The organism is Geovibrio thiophilus, from assembly GCF_004087915.1.
Taxonomy (GTDB): Bacteria; Chrysiogenota; Deferribacteres; order Deferribacterales; family Geovibrionaceae; genus Geovibrio; species Geovibrio thiophilus.
In genome coordinates, this window is sequence record NZ_CP035108.1 from 782980 (window position 1) to 799410 (window position 16431).

Here is a 16431-nt window from a genome sequence, read left to right on the forward strand (position 1 = left end):
GGCGGTTTTTGCGTTCATTTAAATTTTTCGGAGGCATTCCATAGAAGTATTCGGTCATCTTGAGGGGCTTCGTCCCCAGCAGATTAAACGTCTGGAAAAGCTTTACAACAGAAAATCATCATCCTTCTCCGTGATTTCGCCTGAATTCGCCAGAGCTCTCTGTGAGCTTACTGCGGAAACAGGCAGACAGACTGCGGTTCTCTTCGACAGAACAAACATGGTTCAGTATGTGATGATCGGCGGTTCGTCGGAGATTGTCATTCCGGTTCTCAGCAGATACAGAATCACTCCCGGGGGCTTGCGGGGCTTAAGGCTTGTGCATACTCATACAGGGGGGGAAGATCTCACGGACGATGACCTCACCGACCTTGCGCTGCTCCGTCTGGATTCCGTTACTGTCCTTCACGGGGACAGTAGGGGAATACCCATGCGCATGCAGACCGCTCATCTTCTCCCGCCGGACAGTCCGCAAATGTTCGGCTTCCTTGAAGACACAGATCCGCACAGACAGAACACTGACTATGGGGATTTCATCTCCGCGCTGGAAAAAGAGATAGAAGACAAAACCAAGGCGCTGTTCAGGGTGAAGAACGCCCATTCAGCCATACTTGTCGGCTCATACCGCAGGAAGCACGAGGCAGAGGAGCACATGGCGGAGCTCAAGGAGCTTACCGAGAGCGCCGGAATGGACGTTCTGGACATACATACGCAGATAAAACAGCAGATACACCCCAAATTCGTTATGGGACCGGGCAGGCTGAAAGAGGTTGTTATCCGCGCCCTTCAGACAGGGGCTGACTTCATAGTGTTTGATAACCCGCTTTCTCCGGCGCAGTCCAGAGCCGTTTCGGAATTTACCGAGCTTAAGGTGCTTGACCGCACTCAGCTTATTCTTGATATATTCGCCCGCAGGGCAAAGTCAAACGAAGGCAAAATCAGGGTGGAGCTTGCCCAGCTCAAGTACATCCTTCCCCGTCTCTCCGGCAGGGATGATGCTCTCTCAAGACTTACGGGCGGAATCGGGGGAAGGGGGCCCGGCGAAACGAAGCTTGAGATAGACAAGAGACGTATAAACGACCGCATAGCCTTCCTTTCCAAAAAGCTTGAGAAGATAGAACAGAACAGGACAATCCAGAGGGGCAGGCGCAACAGGGGCGGGCTGCCGATAGTCTCCATTGTGGGCTACACCAACGCAGGTAAATCCACCCTTCTGAACAGCCTAACCCAGAGCGAGGTCTATTCGGACGATCTGATGTTCGCCACACTGGATACAAGCTCAAAAAGAATACGCTTCCCCGAGGAGCGGGATGTTATCATAACCGATACGGTGGGCTTCATCCGTGACCTGCCGGACAACCTTAAGGGTGCGTTCAAGTCAACCCTTGAGGAGCTGAGCGAGGCGGATCTCCTTGTTCATGTGGCTGATATATCAAACCACGGTTTCCTGAACCACATCCGCTCTGTGGAGACTGTTCTTGCGGAGCTTGATCTCACGGACAAGAAGGTGATAACCGTGCTGAACAAAACGGATCTCCTGCCGCCGGAAGAGGCTGACTTTGTGCTGAACAATGTCCTGCCCGATACGATGTTTGCCGATGCCAGACTGCACAGTCTGATGGAAGTGAAAAACTCCAAGCCGGACGCAGTGTACATCTCCGCCTTGGACAGAAAAACCTTCCGCCTGCTCCTTGAGCGGATACGCTTCACTCTTTTCACCGAAGGAAAAGGGCGGGACATACCTGTGGAGAGTTATTTCGATGATGACACCGAAGCAGATTATTGAACACAGGGCAAGACTTTACACTGAAAAAAACGGCGGCGGAGTCTATGACCTTTATTCCGAAAACAGCGATCTGAAGCGTTTCTTCACGGATATTGAGTCCTTCTGCGTACGCTTTTCGGAGATCACCGGCGAGAGCTCCCACGCCGGACTCAACATAGTGAAGGAGCTTGTGAAAGGAAAACTCGCAGAAGTGACCTTCATAGAATACTTCTCCAAGGAGGACAAGATACTGAGCTTTTTCAGCAGGAGCAGGCTTATTCTTGAGGAAGGCAGATGGCGTATTCTCCGAGAAGAAAGAGAGATGAGCATAAAATAAGTCTCCCACCTAAATTTGAGCAATCAGGATTTGACTTAAAGTGAATACTCTAATATTGTCAACAAATATTATGAGCGGAGAATCATTTGTTGGAAAGCAGCGAGAAGCTTTATATTTTTTGTGATGAAGCTTGTGTTAATGATAAGTTTATTCTTTATGGCGGTTTCATTTGCGATTATGACACTCAATGCGGCATACAGGATGAATTGTATAGATTCAAAGAAAAACATGGACTCAATCGTGAAATAAAATGGAATCATTGTAAAGCTCCTTTATACGACAGATATGTAGGTTTTGTGGACATAATATTCCGCTATATCAGTGAAAAAAAACTCGCTTTTAAGTTTATGTCTGTTGAGAGAGCTTTTATCGATTACAAGACATATTACGGCAATGATAAAGAGCTTGGTTTTTATAATTTGTATCAAATGCAGTTATTGCACCAGTTTTGCGTTCCTTATTATAATGAATCTCTGAAAACAAAGTTTTTTATTCGTTTAGACGCAAGAACAACCAAATACTCATTAGAGAATGTACGGAATAATCTTAATAACAAACTAAAATATAAGAAAAAAATACTTACATACCCAGTTGTGAATATTGAACCAAGAGACTCAAAGAAATGTATTCATATACAACTGAATGATGTAATTTTGGGAGCCGCCTGTTTCATAAAAAATGATAAGTTTAAGGACAAAGATATTTCTGATGCAAAAAAGAATATGGCTCTGTATATACAGGAAAAGTCTAAAATAAATTTTAAAAAGAACCAAAATTCTCTGAAAGGTCAGATGAGCTTTTGGTGCTTTAAACTTAAAACCGCCCCATAGCCTAGCTTTTCAGCCCGCCCAATGGCAGTTCTTCCGGCTAAACCTGAAGTTTCGGTCTATGGTGGCGGTAATTATTACTAATATAATCTATCGGACGTATTTTGTCAAAAAAAATGCCCGTTTGCTCGTGATTTTGTCCGTAAAACAGACCTTCCGAAAAGAAGGTCTGTTTGTGCTCCAGTTAAAGGTCTATATCCTGAACATTCTTACCGCGTTGTGCAGCTCGTCCGCCAGCCTGCTGAGCTTGCCTGTGGCGCTGCTTATTTCCATAAGCTCTTTGGTGTTGCTTTCGGAAACGGTTTTTATTCTGTCCACGGTTTTGGCTATTTCATCGGTGGTTGCGGACTGCTGCTCCGCCGCTGTTGCTATCTGGGTTGCCATGTCGGAGGTGGTGTTGGTGTTCTGTATAATTTCGCCGATGGACAACTCCGCCCTGTTTGCCTGCTCGGTTCCTGCCTGAGCGTGTTTCACGCCGCCTTCTACCTTGCTTACCGCGTCCTTGGTGGAGCTCTGGAGTCCGCCGATCATTGATGTAATCTCCTGAGTGGCTCTCTGCGTGCGTTCCGCGAGCTTGCGCACCTCATCCGCGACAACGGCGAAGCCGCGCCCGTGTTCTCCGGCTCTTGCCGCTTCTATGGCGGCGTTGAGCGCCAGAAGGTTTGTCTGGTCTGCTATATCGTTGATTACGTTGACTATCTCACTGATTTTACCCGATGATGCGCCCACGGATTCGATGACTGAAGCGGACTCCTTGATGAATGCGGCAATATCCGCCACTTTCTGCACTGTTCCCATCACTGAATCCTTGCTGTATTCGGCGCTTTTCAGTGTATTGTTAGCCTGTTCCGCCGTGCTGGAGGCATTTTCGGCTATCTGCTGAATAGTCTGGTTCATCTCTTCGATCGCCGCGGCGAGTTCGTTGGTGTCTCCCGTCTGGTGTCCGAGACCTTCGGATATTCCCGTGACAGCGTGGGCAAGCTCCGAGCTTGAATCTGTCATGGTTCCGGCGAGATCGTCGACCTGACGTATTATGTCCTGAATCCTCTGCATGAACCTGTTGAACAGCTTCGCCACTGTACCCAGCTCGTCTGTGCGGGTCTCATCCAGACGCTTGGAAAGGTCTGCCTCGCCCTCCGCTATGTCCTGAAGTCTCGTCACAAGAGTGTCGATGGGGCTTAAGAGCTTTTTGGTGAAGAAAAATATTACAAGCACGGAAAGCGCAGTGATCAGAAAGCCCGTAAAAATCTGCTTGAGAAGCTTTGAGTGGACATCGCCGAATACCGCTTCATCGGAAATCGCCGTAAACACATACCAGCCGAGGGAGGGCACTGCGGAGCCCGAGAGAAGATAATCCTGCCCGTCTGTTTTAAACGGAACCGTACCTTCCCTGCTGTTTATTATGCTCTCTATGCTGCCGAGCTTGGGGTCAAGGTCTGAGAGCTTTTTGCTGAGAACATATTCCTTGTTTCGGTGAACGAGAATTACGCCGTCTTTATTGGTGATGAATGTGAACCCTTCATTGCCGCTACTTCTGGAAAGCACGGAGGTCACTATATCTGTCATGGTGACATCAGACGCGAGAACGCCGGCGAACCGTCCGCCCTGATAAACAGGCTTCATGAACGATATGATCAGTCTGCCGTCCTCCGCGTCGGCATAGGGCTCCGTTGCGGAAACGGCATTGTTGCTTTTAGCGCCCTGATACCAAGGTCTCTTTCTGGGGTCATAGTCCGCCGGAAGGTTGATATGATCAGAGGGAAGAAACTCTCCCGTAGCTTCGACGCCAACGTACATAAGGTCGAAGGCATGGGAATCCGAAACCAGTTTAAGATTTTTTGTGAGATTGTCTATGTCGCTGAGCGCATACTCCCCCTTATTGCCGAGATCTTCGGCGAAAACATCCACTGCCTTCATTTTTGACTTTGACCATGCGTCAACATAAAGCGCGGTTTCGTCAGATACCGCTTTCTGTGAACTGTTTATTATTCCTCTGGAAAGATCCTTTTTATCGCCGTAGGACTGTATGTTCAGGATAGCCGAACTGATAAGGAACACAGCCAGCGTTATGATGAACAGTTTAAGCTTGAGACTCATCCGCTCCTCCTTGTGTTGTGCGGGCAAAACTGCCGACAGACTTTCTAAATATGTACTTTGACAAGCAAGTGCAATGCCTTTTTTGTGCTTTAAACAAAATTTTACAAATATTTTACGCTAAGTTCATGGAGCAGAAAGATTTTGTTCATAAAATAAATCTATAGTAAAACAGATTAACGGAGTTGTTTTATCTTAAATAATCAGTATAAATCATTATCTTTTTACTTTTATTAATGCTTTAACTCTGCTGAACGTGCGGACAGCGATCACCCCGTGAAGCTCCTTGACACAGTTAATATCCTTAATAAATATGCGGTGCTCTCTAAAACCGTGCTTGCGTGTGAATGCGGCTGTCTTCTGCGATGCTGCTCACTGAACGGTCAGAGGATAGGCAGACTGCCGCCTCTTTTCTGACCGCTGCGGTCTGTGTTCTTGCTTCATATGTGTCATAGATGTATTATGATTATAAGCAGACCCTTTGCGGAGGGTTTTGACTCGGAGGAGACTATGAAAACCGGATTCATCGGAATGGGCAATCTCGGAAAAGCCATGGCGGGAAGGCTGATTGAGCAGGGATTTGAGCTTGTCGTGTGGAACAGAACCCTTGAGAAATGCGAAGGACTCGGGGCTGAGATTGCCGAATCCCCCGCCGCTGTTATTTCCGCCGCTGATGTGACCGTGCTTAATCTGTTTGACACGGCGGCTGTTCTGGACGTACTCTGGATGGAGAACGGACTCTTGTCAGCGGATATTGAAGGCAAGCTTATAATAGATACGACAACCAACCACTTCGGCGATGTTTTTCAGCTTTATGACGAGGTGGAATCAATGGGCGGAATGTACCTTGAGGCTCCGGTGCTGGGTAGCACTGTTCCCGCCGCGAAGGGGCTTCTGGTGGTGCTTGCCTCTGGCTCTGCGAAGGCTCTTGAGAAGGCCCGTCCTGTGCTTGACGCCGTGGGCAGGAAAACCTGCTGGCTGGAAAAGGAAGGCGCCGCCTCAAAGGTCAAGGTTATAAACAACATGCTTCTGGGTGTCTTCTGCGCGTCCATAGCCGAAGCTGCGGCTCTGGGAGAAAAGGCGGGGATAAACAAAGCTGAGCTGCTGGATATTCTCGCTGAGGGAGCGGGAAAATCCCTTGTTATGGATGCTAAAAAAGACAAAATCATAAACGGTGACTTCTCAGCCCAGTTCAGCGGCGCCTGCATATTCAAGGATATGGGGTATCTCCAGTCGCTGGCGCATGAGCTGCGCACGCCTCTTTACACGGGTTCTCTGGTGAAGGAGCTGTTCGGCGAAATGTTCCGCAAGGGGATTGCCGATGAGGACTTCTCCGCTGTTTACAAAATTTTCAGCGGTGAGTGAGGGAGTTTCAGCGCATTTAATTTAAAGTAATGGTGCTCGGATGGTAATAACAAATATGCACACAGCAGAAGGCACGGTTTACAGGAATAATTTACGTTCTTATGTTATTTCACGTCTTGATCTTATTATGGGGCTCTCCCGTGTTGTGGATTTGGTGAATCCGTTTATTGACGGGCATCATCAGCGTGTGGCGTATATTGCTGGCGTGATCGCCCGGGAATGCGGTCTGCCGGAGAATGATGTTAACGATATAGTCTCCGCTTCCGCTCTGCACGACATTGGCGTTGTAGCGGAAAAGGAGTTCAAGGAGCTGGCAAATCCAGAATTCAGCGGACATGAGTACGGTCACGGCTATGTGGGGCATCTGCTTTTCAGAGATACCGACTGCTTCGGCAGTATAGCCTCCATGATCCGTTATCACCATGAAAAATGGAACCACGGCAAGGCAGCCAGAGAGCTTGGTTCCGCTCTGCCCGAAGGGGCTCTGATAATCCATTTGGCGGACAGGGTGGATATACTCACCGACAGAAACAGGACCGCCCTTGAACAGAAGGCTGCTGTAATCGACAAAATATCCTCAATGAAGGGGCGGTGGTTTAAGCCCGCCCATGTGGACGCCTTTCTCCACGCCGCCGAGAAGGAATCCTTCTGGTTCAACCTTGAGGAGCCGGACAAATACAGGCTTCTCAAACGGGGCTACCGCTTTAATACACTGATTCTCGGTCAGGAGGAGATTCTTGAAATATCCAAGCTGATCAGCCGGATCATAGATTTCAGATGCAGCTTCACATCCACGCATTCGGCGGGAGTGGCGAAATCAGCTTCTCTGCTCGCTGAGATATGCGGAATGGACGCCGGATCCGTGCGCAATATGGAAGTGGCGGGTTATCTGCATGATTTGGGCAAGCTGGCGGTTCTTCCTGATGTGCTTTATAAAAACGGCGCGCTGAACATCAGCGAGCAGCGGATGATAAAAAAACACACTTACTACACTTATTACGCTCTCAACTGTTTCGAGATATTTGACCATATCAAGGAATGGGCTTCCTTCCACCATGAAACTCTGGACGGCAACGGCTATCCCTTCCATGTGAAAGGGGACAGGCTTGACCTTGGCTGCCGCATCATGGCTGTGGCGGATATTTTCACAGCACTCACAGAGGACAGACCCTACAGAGCCGGTATGGACAGTGAAGGGGTGATCTCCGTTCTGGATGAGCTCGCTGAGAAAAATAAGATAGACGCCCGTGTTGTCGCCGCCCTGAAAGACAATTATACGCGGATAAACACCGGAAGGGAAGAGGCGCAGGCAGCCGCAGCCGTGTCCTTCAGGGAGTTCTTGGGCAATATGCAGGGGAAGGGGATAGAGCTTTATCTGGATGAGTAGTTTTCAGTTCCCGCTGAATTCCACTGAGAACAGAGGCTTGTCATCGGGAAATTTTTCCAGCACCTTTTCGCCGTACTCGTTCATTATTTCCTCAAGCGCCTTGTCAGCCCATTGGCTTTCCGGTATCTTACGGGCGGCAACGTAAATGTCACGGCAGACTGTGGTGAAATAATCCAGACGGTTGCTTGTCCAACACTCTATTCCGAGAATGTCAATTCCGCAACTCTTTGCTTTATCAAGAAGTTTTTTTATATTATCCGCATCGAAGAACGGTGTCTCGGGCTCATGCTCCGTAATGCGGAAATGGATACCCTCAAGCAGTTCATCGTGCAGCGTTGTGTTCATTTTTTTAAAAGTCATTGCTGTAAAACCTGAAATATTAATAGAATGATGTTCTGATTTATAATAAGACTATACAGGTAAAGAATAGGGCTGTCAAGCAATTGTTAAGCCTTTTCGGTGTGAAAAGGCTGAGTCAGTTTTGCGGCGTGCCTTTTTGGAGTTCATATGTTAAAACAGGTTAAACTCACGATTAAACGGGGTGGCGTATGAACAGGTTTGACAAAGCCGCAGCAGGCTGGGACGCCAAGGAACGCAGGGTGAAACTTGCCCGTGACATAGCGGATGCTGTAATGAAAAAAGTCAGCATAGACAGGAACATGTCCGTTCTGGACGTGGGCACGGGCACAGGGCTTATTCTTCTTTCTTTTTACGGGAAGGCGGGCAGATTAACCGGAGCGGACAGCTCACTGGGAATGCTTGACACGCTGAAGGAAAAAGCGGAAAGCGCGCAGATCGATATTGAAACCCTGATTTTTGATGCCGCCTCGGATCAGCTCCCCGTTGAAAACTATGACTTGATAACCTCCGGAATGATGCTGCACCATCTTGAGGATGTGCGGATATTCTTCCGCAAGGCTCATGCGGCGCTGAAAAAGGGCGGGCATTTCTGCGCGGCGGATCTGGAAACGGAGGACGGCAGCTTTCACGACAGCTCCGAAGGCGTCCGCCATTACGGTTTTGATAAGGAGTTCATTCGCAGTGCGGCGGAGGAATGCGGGTTTATAAATGTCTCAGTTGAGGCAGTGACCTCAGTGGCTAAGGAGAGGGACGGAAAGGTGAGACTGTTCCCTGTTTTCCTGCTGAGTGCGGAGAAGTAAGCCCCATGTTTTCCGTAATGCGGTTATTTGATTAGCAGCCTTACGGCTTTTATTTTTTTTCAGTTCATTTCATCCACGTTTAAAAGCCCGTCATGACAGACTTTTTTCTCTGAGCCCTTTCCGATAAGGTGTTTGGGAAAATCACGCTTGTTAATATAACAAAAATAAATGTTGATCCATAATAAATACAATGGTATCCATTCTGTGTTATCAATATTTCTTATAAGCATGTTTATTTTTTCTGATAGCTTTATTGTTTATTGAACGCAGAATATGATGCCCTGTTGCCTTGGGAGGCGTATGGGGTTAAAATCCGCTTATCAATGAAGATAGTGAGGCGGAATATGGAACTTAACAGAGAAAGCGCTTATGCGCTTCTGACTGAGTATACAAAATCGGATTCGCTGCTGAAGCACGCTCTCTCGGTGGAGCAGGCTATGAGGGCTTATGCCCGCAGGCTGGGCGGCGATGAGGAGAAATGGGGAATAGCCGGACTGATTCACGATTTTGACTATGAGCAGTTCCCGACCCTTGAGGATCATCCTTATAAGGGCTGTGAGATACTCAGGGAGAAGGGCTGGACGGAAGATATAATAAGAGCTGTAATGAGCCATGGAGAACACACCGGAGTGACACGTGAAACCCCTATGGAAAAAGCGCTCTTCGCGGTGGATGAGCTTTGCGGCTTTCTTCTCGCCTGTGCTTATGTCCGCCCTGACAGGAAGATCTCCATGGTTGAAGTTAAAAGCGTCAAGAAGAAGCTGAAAGACAAAAGTTTCGCAAGAGCAGTGAACAGGGAAGACATAGCCAAGGGAATAGAAGAACTCGGAGTGGAGGCGGATGAGCATATACGCTTTGTTATAGACGCTCTCTCTGAGATTTCGGATGAACTCGGGCTTTAAAGGATATTATCACAGACTACACCTCTGGAGGGGCGGCACTGAGTAGTTATCGGACTCGGTGACCGCCTTTTCCGCATCTCCGGTTTCGGCGAATACTTTCCTGAAATATGCCAGTCTGTTGGACTTCTCCATCTGAGCCTTCCATGAGCCGTACTGAATGCCGTATCCGGCAAGTTTTTCCAGCGTGGCGGCAGTCTTAGGCGACACGGTCACAGGCGGAAGATTCCCGAACGGGGTTCCGGCAAGGGGCATGAAGGTGTGGCTGTGCACCTTTGCGCCCATGGAGAACAGCTCGGTCATGAAGCGGATGCTCTCCTCCTCATCCTCCTCCGTTTCGCCGGGCAGACCGAACATGAAATCCACATTGGCAGCGAAGCCGTTTCCGAGGATAATCCGCACCGCCCTTCTTACGTCATCCACGGTGTGGCTGCGTCCGATGTGCCGCATCAGCCTGTCGCTTCCCGTCTGAGCGCCTATCACCATATTGCCGTTGGAAACATAAGCCGCCAGAAGCTCCATTGACTCCTCCGTGACAGAGGTTGGGAATACCTCCGACGGGAAGGAGCCGAAGTGGATATTCCGTCCGTCAGCGCATTTTTTCATATCACTGAGAAATTTTTCGAGGAAAGGCAGATTCGGTCTGCCGACATCACGGCTTCCGTATGAGAGGCAGTCCGGCGTTATAAAGCGCAGATCCTTCACGCCGAGAGAGACGAGCCTTTCCGCATAGCCAAGCACCTTTTCGGGCGCTCTGTGCCGGTAGCGTGCTCCCTGAATGTAGCTTGTCTGGCAGTATCTGCACGCCACCGGACAGCCTCTGGTTATTTCTATGTAGCTGAATTTGATGAGGCGTTCGGGAAACGGCGGATAATCATCAAGATTCACCGCCTGTGCCCGCCCCTTGGAGACGAGTCTGCCGTTCTCAAGTCTGCATACGCCCCTTATTTCACAGGGATCGGTTTCGTTTATGAGCGCTGCTGTCAGAGCCGGAAAGGCATATTCCCCCTCTCCTTTCACCGCATAATCGAACCCGCAGCCGAGAGTTTCCTCAACAGAACCGCTGGGGTGGGCTCCGCCTGCTATGTAAAGCGGCGGAACGGGGAGTTTGGCGAGCTGCTTTTTGAGGAGGAGAAGCTCCTTCACTGTGTCCAGAAAGTGCAGTGTGGTGAATGAAAAGCATACAACAGGCAGAAGACCTTCCTCAGAGGCCTTTGCCGCTTCCTTTACAATATCCTCCCTGTTCCAGAGGACAGACGGCTCAAGCTCCGCTGTTTCGGGGCAGATCTGCAATGCTCCGGTCAGTGCGGCTATGCTGTTCTTATTAAATTTATGGGAGAGGATCAGCACCTTAACTTTTCTCAGAAAAACTCCTCATACACTTACGGAAGAAAAATAACTTTTTCTCCGCCAGTTGGCAAAAGAAAAATGCGCAGGTGATATTTGCCGCCTGTTGGGTTATAATGTAAAATCTCAGAAAGGAGAATAAATTGGATCTTAAAGACAGAAAATATACACTTTTCGCCGTTATGGCAGGCTATTTCCTCACCGGATTCATGGGCAGCGCAATGGTGGTGGCTGTTCCGGTGATAGCGCTGAATATGCAGATGAGCGTGACAATGACCGGATGGGTCATCTCAGGCTTCGTGCTGGCAAGCGCCATACTCCTCATGCCTGCGGGCAGATTTGCCGACTACATGGGCTATACCTCCGTTTTCAGGGCGGGTATGGCATCCTTCGCTGTTACCACACTCGCCTGCGGGTTTGCCCCGTCGGGTGAGATGCTGATCTTTTTCAGATTTCTTCAGGGCGCAGCCTCTGCGCTCATATATTGCAGCGGCATGGCGCTTATCTCCTGCGTTTATCCGCCGGAAGAGCGGGGGCGTGCCATAGGCTGGGTGACCTTCACTGTGTATACAGGACTCTCCGTGGGTCCGGTCATAGGCGGCTTCTTGAACGAGATTTACGGCTGGCGCAGCATCCTTCATGTCACATGGGTTATGGCGGCGTTTGTTTCACTTTATTCTTTCAGGGTGCTTCAGCCTGTGCGGGGGCGTGAGGGCAAGGTGAGCGACTACACCGGAATGGCGCTGTTTATGCTGATGGTGCTGCTTATTTTCGGCGGGCTCTCCGTGCCGGACACGCGGGGATATTCCGCCTTCGGTTTGGGGCTTATCGTGATGGTGATCATGACTTATTACGAATACAGACAGAAAGATCCGCTGATCAATGTACGCCTGTTCTTCGGTAACCGCACCTTCGGCTTTGCCAACAGCGCGTCCATGCTGAACTACTGCGCCACCTCCGGCGTTCTGTTCCTTGTAAGCATGGAGCTCCAGCTTAATTACGGGCTCACCTCCGAAAAGGCAGGGATGGTTATGCTGGCGCAGCCCTTGGCAATGGCTGCCGTCACCCCTTTTGCGGGGAAAATGTCCGACAGATCAAACCCGAAAAACCTTGCCTTCGGCGGGATGCTGCTTATCGCCTGCGTGCTTGCCGCCATGGCGTTCATGACGGGCAGAGCGCAGCTTTATCAGGTTGCTCTCATGCTGTTTATTCTGGGTTTGGGTCTAGGCATATTCTCCACGCCGAACAATACGGTGATCATGAACTCCGTGGAAAAAAAGGATTACGGCTTCGCCGCATCCTCTCTCTCCACCATGCGTCTCATGGGGCAGACCTTCAGCATAGCGGCGTCAGTGATACTGCTTAATATGTTCGCCGGCTCCGCGAAACTGGAAACCATGAGCGAGGAAGGGCTCACAGCCGCTCTTCGCGCTGCTTTCATACTGTTTGCGCTGATCTGTGCCGCGGGGGCAGTTATGTCCCTTGCCGGAAGAAACTCCGCAAAATAAACGGGAGGCTTTGTTCATGCTGAGATTTTTTAAGACGCCGGAAAAAAGGCTGGGCTCTGCCCCCGGAACACTGCATGAGGAAACGTCGGACTACGGCTTTTCCGCCGCCTGCACAAGCTACTGTGAGGATGTTTTTGAGCACGCCTCCTGCGATACTGTGGAGGCATGCTTGGAAGCGATAGGGCGGGAGGGCACGATCAACTGGCTGAACGTGACAGGACATGCCACCCATGAGGTTCTGCGGGAAATAGGACGGAAGCTTGATGTGCATGATCTCGTCCTTGAGGATATTCAGAGCGCCACGCAGCCGCTGAAGTTCGAGGAGTACGACAGCTTCGTGTTTATCATCGTCAAATCACTTATATATGACCACAACAGAGAGATATTCACCATCGCTGACACAAAGATACTTGTGGGCGAGAACTACGTGATCACTTTCAGCGCCGAGCCTGTGCCCATGTATCTGAAGCTTTTCAAGAGACTTTCCCAGAAGAATACCAAGCTGAGGAAGATGGGTATTCCGTATTTTCTCTTCGCTCTGCTGGACGCCCTGAGTGACGGAAGCTACGAAACGCTGAACCGTATCATCGACACGGTTGAGGAGCTTGAAGAGGTTGTGCAGGAAAACTTTCAGGAGTTTGACGTTACGGAGATCTACCGCATCAAGCAGATCATGGGACACGCCAAGCGTTCCCTGTGGCGTTATATGGAGATAATAAACAGCATTAAGGTCAGCGACTATCTGGATATTCCTGATGAGGTGATGCCTTACTACAAAGATCTTGAGGATCACTATAAGCACATGCGCGACATAGTGGAATCGGTGCATTCCGCCGCTACTGACATGTTCAATCTCTATGTGTCTCTCAACGGACAGCAGATGAACGAGGTGATGAAGGTTCTCACAGTATTCTCCGCAATATTCATCCCGCTGACATTCATCGCCGGTGTTTACGGCATGAACTTTCAGCATATGCCGGAGCTTGCCAAGCCTTGGGGCTACCCCGCCGTGCTGGTGCTTATGGCTGGTGTCGTCTGCGCCATGGTTGTATATTTCCGGCGCAAGCGGTGGTTCTAGCTCTGCTCTTTCAGCTTCGTGAGATAAAGGCGTATGATTGCCTGCTCTATCCTGCCTTTTCTGCGTGACGGCACGGGAACACGTACAAGCAGGTTTATTGTTTCCTTGTCGGGAAACTCTATGGATACTCTCGGCTCCACGGACGGAACCTCAAGACCTGCGCTTCTGCTTACTTCCGTCATATATTTCACAGCGCTTTCGAGATACTCGGTGCATACTTCGTTTGCCGCGTCGAGGATAATCTTTTCGGTTTTTTCCAGATCCTCTTCCCTTTTCAGGGGTATGCTGAAAATGTGCAGCATAAACTCATCAAGATATGTCTCATTGATTACCGGATAGCTCATGAAGAGGCTGTTGGGCAGAGTAACAGTGCGTCCGGTATACTGGTGAGTCGAGCTGATCTCCAGAAGCGTTGTGCTTATGAGGTTGACATCAATGACGTCACCTCTCAGTCCGTTCACCTCTATTCTGTCCGAGACTCTGAACGGCTGCGTGATGCCTCTTATTATCCCCGAGAGAAAGCAGAGCAGAATCTCCTTTGTGGCTATGACCAAGGCGACGGCTATTGCGGCGAGTGAGATGGCTATATCACGTATGTGCGAGAGCCAGATTATGCTGACAAGCAGTATAACAGTGAGAAAAAGCATATTGCGGGTAGTGACGAGAACACGTCTTTTTGCGTCTGCGTTGGGGAAATTATGCCTCTGCACGTAACGCAGAAAAATTAAACGCACGATTACCGCAACAGCGATTACCAGTGCTGTGCTGACTATTCTCCAGATTATTTCCTGCTGCATTTTTCAAAAAACCTCTTTACGTTACCGCTGCTTCGAGTATAAAGCAGTTCATACGGAAAATAAAACTAATGAAGCATCCCTGCGGAAAAAGCAAGAGGTTTCGTGAGGAGAAACAAAGGATGAGATATATAGATCTCACTCATACCATTACCGAAAGCATGCCCGTTTACCCGGGTACGGAGAAACCGCTGCTGGAGAAGCTTGAGATAGACGGCTACAGGGAGACTCTTTTTCATATGTTTTCCCATACCGGAACCCACATGGACGCCCCTTATCACGTTTTCAGGGACGGCAGAAAGCTTGAGGATTACTCCATAGAAGAGTTCACCGGAAAAGCGGCAGTGATTGACATTCCGAGGGGTACAAGGACGATTGAGCCGGACATGCTTACGCCCGCCGAAGGGTTCGGCTTTATTCTCCTGCGTACGGGCTGGGGAGAAAAATGGGGCAGGGACGAGTATTTCAGCGGTTTTCCCGTGCTCTCGCTCAAAGCGGCGGAGTATCTGGCGGGTCTCGGGCTCAAGGGTATAGGGTTTGACTGCATCTCAGCGGATGAGGTGGGTATGAACGAACTGCCTGTGCACAGAATCCTTCTGGGGAGCGGCATGCTTATTATAGAAAACCTTGCCTGTCTGGAAATGCTGCCCGCCGAGGTTGATTTCACGGCGCTTCCGCTTAAGTATACCGATTCCGACGGATGCAGCGTGCGTGCTTTCGCCTCTTACTGAGTCTGCTTTTCGGTTATCACGAACCTGTCATCAAATATTTTTTCCAGAACAGGGAGAACATCCGCCTTTTTCAATCCCCCTTTGCCGCAGCCGGGGAGGGGGAGGGTGATGCGCTTGATCCCCCTTCTGTTCACCTCTTCCAGAAGCTCAAGTGCGGAGCGCTCCACAAGGCGGAGCTCCGCGTATGAGAGCCACGTTTCCTCAACAGGGAAGCTGAATACCCTGTCACCAAGATAGTGCACACGGTTCCCGTCTTCGTTCAGGAGCCTGCCCAGCTCGGCGGCTATCTGCGGGAGTTTTGCCGCCACCTCCTTTGCGTTGCCTCTGCCCATGTTCGCAGTGCCGTTCTTTTTAACCGTCCCGTTGGTGGTTACGGCTATGTATTCCCGTCCGGCAAGCTCCGTCAGATCATCTCCGCTGAAAAGCATCGGCTCAGTCCTTTGTGAACATTTCCATGAAGGCAGCCAGAAGAGAGTTTGCCTCAGGTGTTTCCGCTATGAGGCTCATGGTTTTATCGGGTTCCTTCAGCTTGTGCTTCTGGTGCTCGGCGTACTGCTCCATGATGAAGGAGTCAAATTCGGGGTGAAACTGAACGCCCCACGCGTTTTTGCCGTATCTGAAAGCGTGGAAAGGCTCGTAGCCGTTCTGCGCAAGTATTACGCAGCCTTCGGGAAGCTTCAGAACCGACTGGGTGTGTGTGGCGTGGGCTATGAATTTTTTAGGCATAGTTTTAAACAGAGGATCTTTTTTGCCTGCTTCTGTGAGTTCGATTTCCACGGTGCCTATTTCAGGTCCGAAGGGGTGATTATCAACCCTGCCGCCGAGAGCGTGGGCGAGAAGCTGGTGACCGTAGCAAATGCCCAAGATCGGCACTTCCTTCTCTGCTGCCTTTTTCAGATATGCCGCTGTTTTTTCGCTCCACGGGTGAAGGTCTGTGACCATCTCATGGGCTCCGGAAATCACTATGCCTTCATAGTCCGAAGGATCGGGAAGCTCGTCCCCGTTCTGAACATCTATAACTTTTACCTGCTTTCTGAACGCCCCCATGAAACGGATTATCCAGTCGGCAAAGCCGCCGTAATTGTCCTCAAGCTCTCTGAGAGTGCTGCCCATTTTCAGTACAAGGAACATCTTAACCTCTT

16 protein-coding genes are annotated in these 16431 nt (G+C 49.8%); 10 read left to right on the top strand and 6 right to left on the bottom strand.

The window, feature by feature from the left end; genetic code table 11:
* The first annotated feature begins 130 nt into the window (after window positions 1–130).
* From hflX to EP073_RS03725, 3 genes are all read left to right on the top strand, one after another.
* Window positions 131–1783, top strand: a complete 1653-nt coding sequence (gene hflX / locus EP073_RS03715) for a GTPase HflX (protein ID WP_241654045.1) — start codon at window positions 131–133, stop codon at window positions 1781–1783.
* Window positions 1758–2099, top strand: a complete 342-nt coding sequence (locus EP073_RS03720) for a hypothetical protein (protein ID WP_128465829.1) — start codon at window positions 1758–1760, stop codon at window positions 2097–2099. The genes hflX and EP073_RS03720 overlap by 26 nt, the downstream gene beginning before the upstream one ends.
* An 89-nt stretch (window positions 2100–2188) precedes the next feature.
* Window positions 2189–2929 carry a DUF3800 domain-containing protein gene (locus tag EP073_RS03725; RefSeq protein ID WP_164885261.1) on the top strand — a complete coding sequence of 247 codons (741 nt, stop codon included), beginning with the start codon at window positions 2189–2191 and terminating at the stop codon, window positions 2927–2929.
* A 189-nt stretch (window positions 2930–3118) separates the two neighbouring features.
* Here EP073_RS03725 and EP073_RS03730 read toward each other — a convergent pair whose 3' ends face one another.
* Complete coding sequence (locus tag EP073_RS03730; protein ID WP_128465831.1) at window positions 3119–5023, bottom strand: methyl-accepting chemotaxis protein; 1905 nt, start codon at window positions 5021–5023, stop codon at window positions 3119–3121.
* Window positions 5024–5530: 507 nt separating this feature from the next.
* On the opposite strand from EP073_RS03730, the gene EP073_RS03735 reads away from it, so the two are divergent.
* Together EP073_RS03735 and EP073_RS03740 are read left to right on the top strand one after the other, a co-directional pair.
* Window positions 5531–6385 carry an NAD(P)-dependent oxidoreductase gene (locus tag EP073_RS03735; RefSeq protein ID WP_128465832.1) on the top strand — a complete coding sequence of 285 codons (855 nt, stop codon included), beginning with the start codon at window positions 5531–5533 and terminating at the stop codon, window positions 6383–6385.
* A gap of 40 nt (window positions 6386–6425) precedes the next feature.
* A complete protein-coding gene (locus tag EP073_RS03740) occupies window positions 6426–7772 on the top strand; it encodes an HD-GYP domain-containing protein (RefSeq protein WP_128465833.1) in 1347 nt (448 codons plus the stop codon).
* 3 nt (window positions 7773–7775) lie between these two features.
* On the opposite strand, the gene EP073_RS03745 is transcribed toward EP073_RS03740, so the two are convergent.
* Window positions 7776–8132: a hypothetical protein gene (locus EP073_RS03745; protein WP_128465834.1), complete on the bottom strand. Its 357-nt coding sequence runs from the start codon at window positions 8130–8132 to the stop codon at window positions 7776–7778.
* A gap of 188 nt (window positions 8133–8320) precedes the next feature.
* Here EP073_RS03745 and EP073_RS03750 point away from each other — a divergent pair, with 188 nt between their 5' ends.
* Window positions 8321–8932, top strand: coding sequence for a class I SAM-dependent methyltransferase (locus EP073_RS03750; protein WP_128465835.1), 612 nt, complete (start codon window positions 8321–8323; stop codon window positions 8930–8932).
* 344 nt (window positions 8933–9276) lie between these two features.
* Window positions 9277–9834, top strand: coding sequence for an HD domain-containing protein (locus EP073_RS03755; RefSeq protein WP_128465836.1), 558 nt, complete (start codon window positions 9277–9279; stop codon window positions 9832–9834).
* A 9-nt stretch (window positions 9835–9843) separates the two neighbouring features.
* On the opposite strand, the gene EP073_RS03760 is transcribed toward EP073_RS03755, so the two are convergent.
* The gene (locus EP073_RS03760) at window positions 9844–11181 is read right to left on the bottom strand and encodes a TIGR04013 family B12-binding domain/radical SAM domain-containing protein (protein ID WP_164885262.1); all 1338 of its coding nucleotides are present in this window, start codon (window positions 11179–11181) and stop codon (window positions 9844–9846) included.
* A gap of 140 nt (window positions 11182–11321) precedes the next feature.
* Between EP073_RS03760 and EP073_RS03765 the strand changes: the two genes are divergently transcribed.
* The gene (locus EP073_RS03765) at window positions 11322–12686 is read left to right on the top strand and encodes an MFS transporter (protein ID WP_128465838.1); all 1365 of its coding nucleotides are present in this window, start codon (window positions 11322–11324) and stop codon (window positions 12684–12686) included.
* Between the two features lie 16 nt (window positions 12687–12702).
* Window positions 12703–13764 carry a magnesium/cobalt transporter CorA gene (gene corA / locus EP073_RS03770; RefSeq protein ID WP_128465839.1) on the top strand — a complete coding sequence of 354 codons (1062 nt, stop codon included), beginning with the start codon at window positions 12703–12705 and terminating at the stop codon, window positions 13762–13764.
* On the opposite strand, the gene EP073_RS03775 is transcribed toward corA, so the two are convergent.
* The gene (locus EP073_RS03775) at window positions 13761–14561 is read right to left on the bottom strand and encodes a mechanosensitive ion channel family protein (protein ID WP_128465840.1); all 801 of its coding nucleotides are present in this window, start codon (window positions 14559–14561) and stop codon (window positions 13761–13763) included. The genes corA and EP073_RS03775 overlap by 4 nt on opposite strands.
* A 119-nt stretch (window positions 14562–14680) precedes the next feature.
* Between EP073_RS03775 and EP073_RS03780 the strand changes: the two genes are divergently transcribed.
* Window positions 14681–15289: a cyclase family protein gene (locus tag EP073_RS03780; protein ID WP_128465841.1), complete on the top strand. Its 609-nt coding sequence runs from the start codon at window positions 14681–14683 to the stop codon at window positions 15287–15289.
* On the opposite strand, the gene EP073_RS03785 is transcribed toward EP073_RS03780, so the two are convergent.
* A complete protein-coding gene (locus EP073_RS03785) occupies window positions 15283–15717 on the bottom strand; it encodes a macro domain-containing protein (protein WP_128465842.1) in 435 nt (144 codons plus the stop codon). The genes EP073_RS03780 and EP073_RS03785 overlap by 7 nt on opposite strands.
* Window positions 15718–15721: 4 nt before the next feature.
* Complete coding sequence (locus EP073_RS03790) at window positions 15722–16420, bottom strand: glutamine amidotransferase (protein WP_128465843.1); 699 nt, start codon at window positions 16418–16420, stop codon at window positions 15722–15724.
* Window positions 16421–16431: the final 11 nt, after the last annotated feature.

Bases quoted from the DNA above. Each gene is read 5' to 3' on its own strand.
- EP073_RS03775 (WP_128465840.1), bottom strand. From the start codon at position 14,561: ATGCAGCAGGAAATAATCTGGAGAATAGTCAGCACAGCACTGGTAATC.
- EP073_RS03720 (WP_128465829.1), top strand. From the start codon at position 1,758: ATGATGACACCGAAGCAGATTATTGAACACAGGGCAAGACTTTACACT.
- EP073_RS03785 (WP_128465842.1), bottom strand. From the start codon at position 15,717: ATGCTTTTCAGCGGAGATGATCTGACGGAGCTTGCCGGACGGGAATAC.
- EP073_RS03755 (WP_128465836.1), top strand. From the start codon at position 9,277: ATGGAACTTAACAGAGAAAGCGCTTATGCGCTTCTGACTGAGTATACA.
- EP073_RS03730 (WP_128465831.1), bottom strand. From the start codon at position 5,023: ATGAGTCTCAAGCTTAAACTGTTCATCATAACGCTGGCTGTGTTCCTT.
- corA (WP_128465839.1), top strand. From the start codon at position 12,703: ATGCTGAGATTTTTTAAGACGCCGGAAAAAAGGCTGGGCTCTGCCCCC.
- EP073_RS03735 (WP_128465832.1), top strand. From the start codon at position 5,531: ATGAAAACCGGATTCATCGGAATGGGCAATCTCGGAAAAGCCATGGCG.
- EP073_RS03745 (WP_128465834.1), bottom strand. From the start codon at position 8,132: ATGACTTTTAAAAAAATGAACACAACGCTGCACGATGAACTGCTTGAG.
- EP073_RS03790 (WP_128465843.1), bottom strand. From the start codon at position 16,420: ATGTTCCTTGTACTGAAAATGGGCAGCACTCTCAGAGAGCTTGAGGAC.
- EP073_RS03740 (WP_128465833.1), top strand. From the start codon at position 6,426: ATGGTAATAACAAATATGCACACAGCAGAAGGCACGGTTTACAGGAAT.
- EP073_RS03750 (WP_128465835.1), top strand. From the start codon at position 8,321: ATGAACAGGTTTGACAAAGCCGCAGCAGGCTGGGACGCCAAGGAACGC.
- EP073_RS03780 (WP_128465841.1), top strand. From the start codon at position 14,681: ATGAGATATATAGATCTCACTCATACCATTACCGAAAGCATGCCCGTT.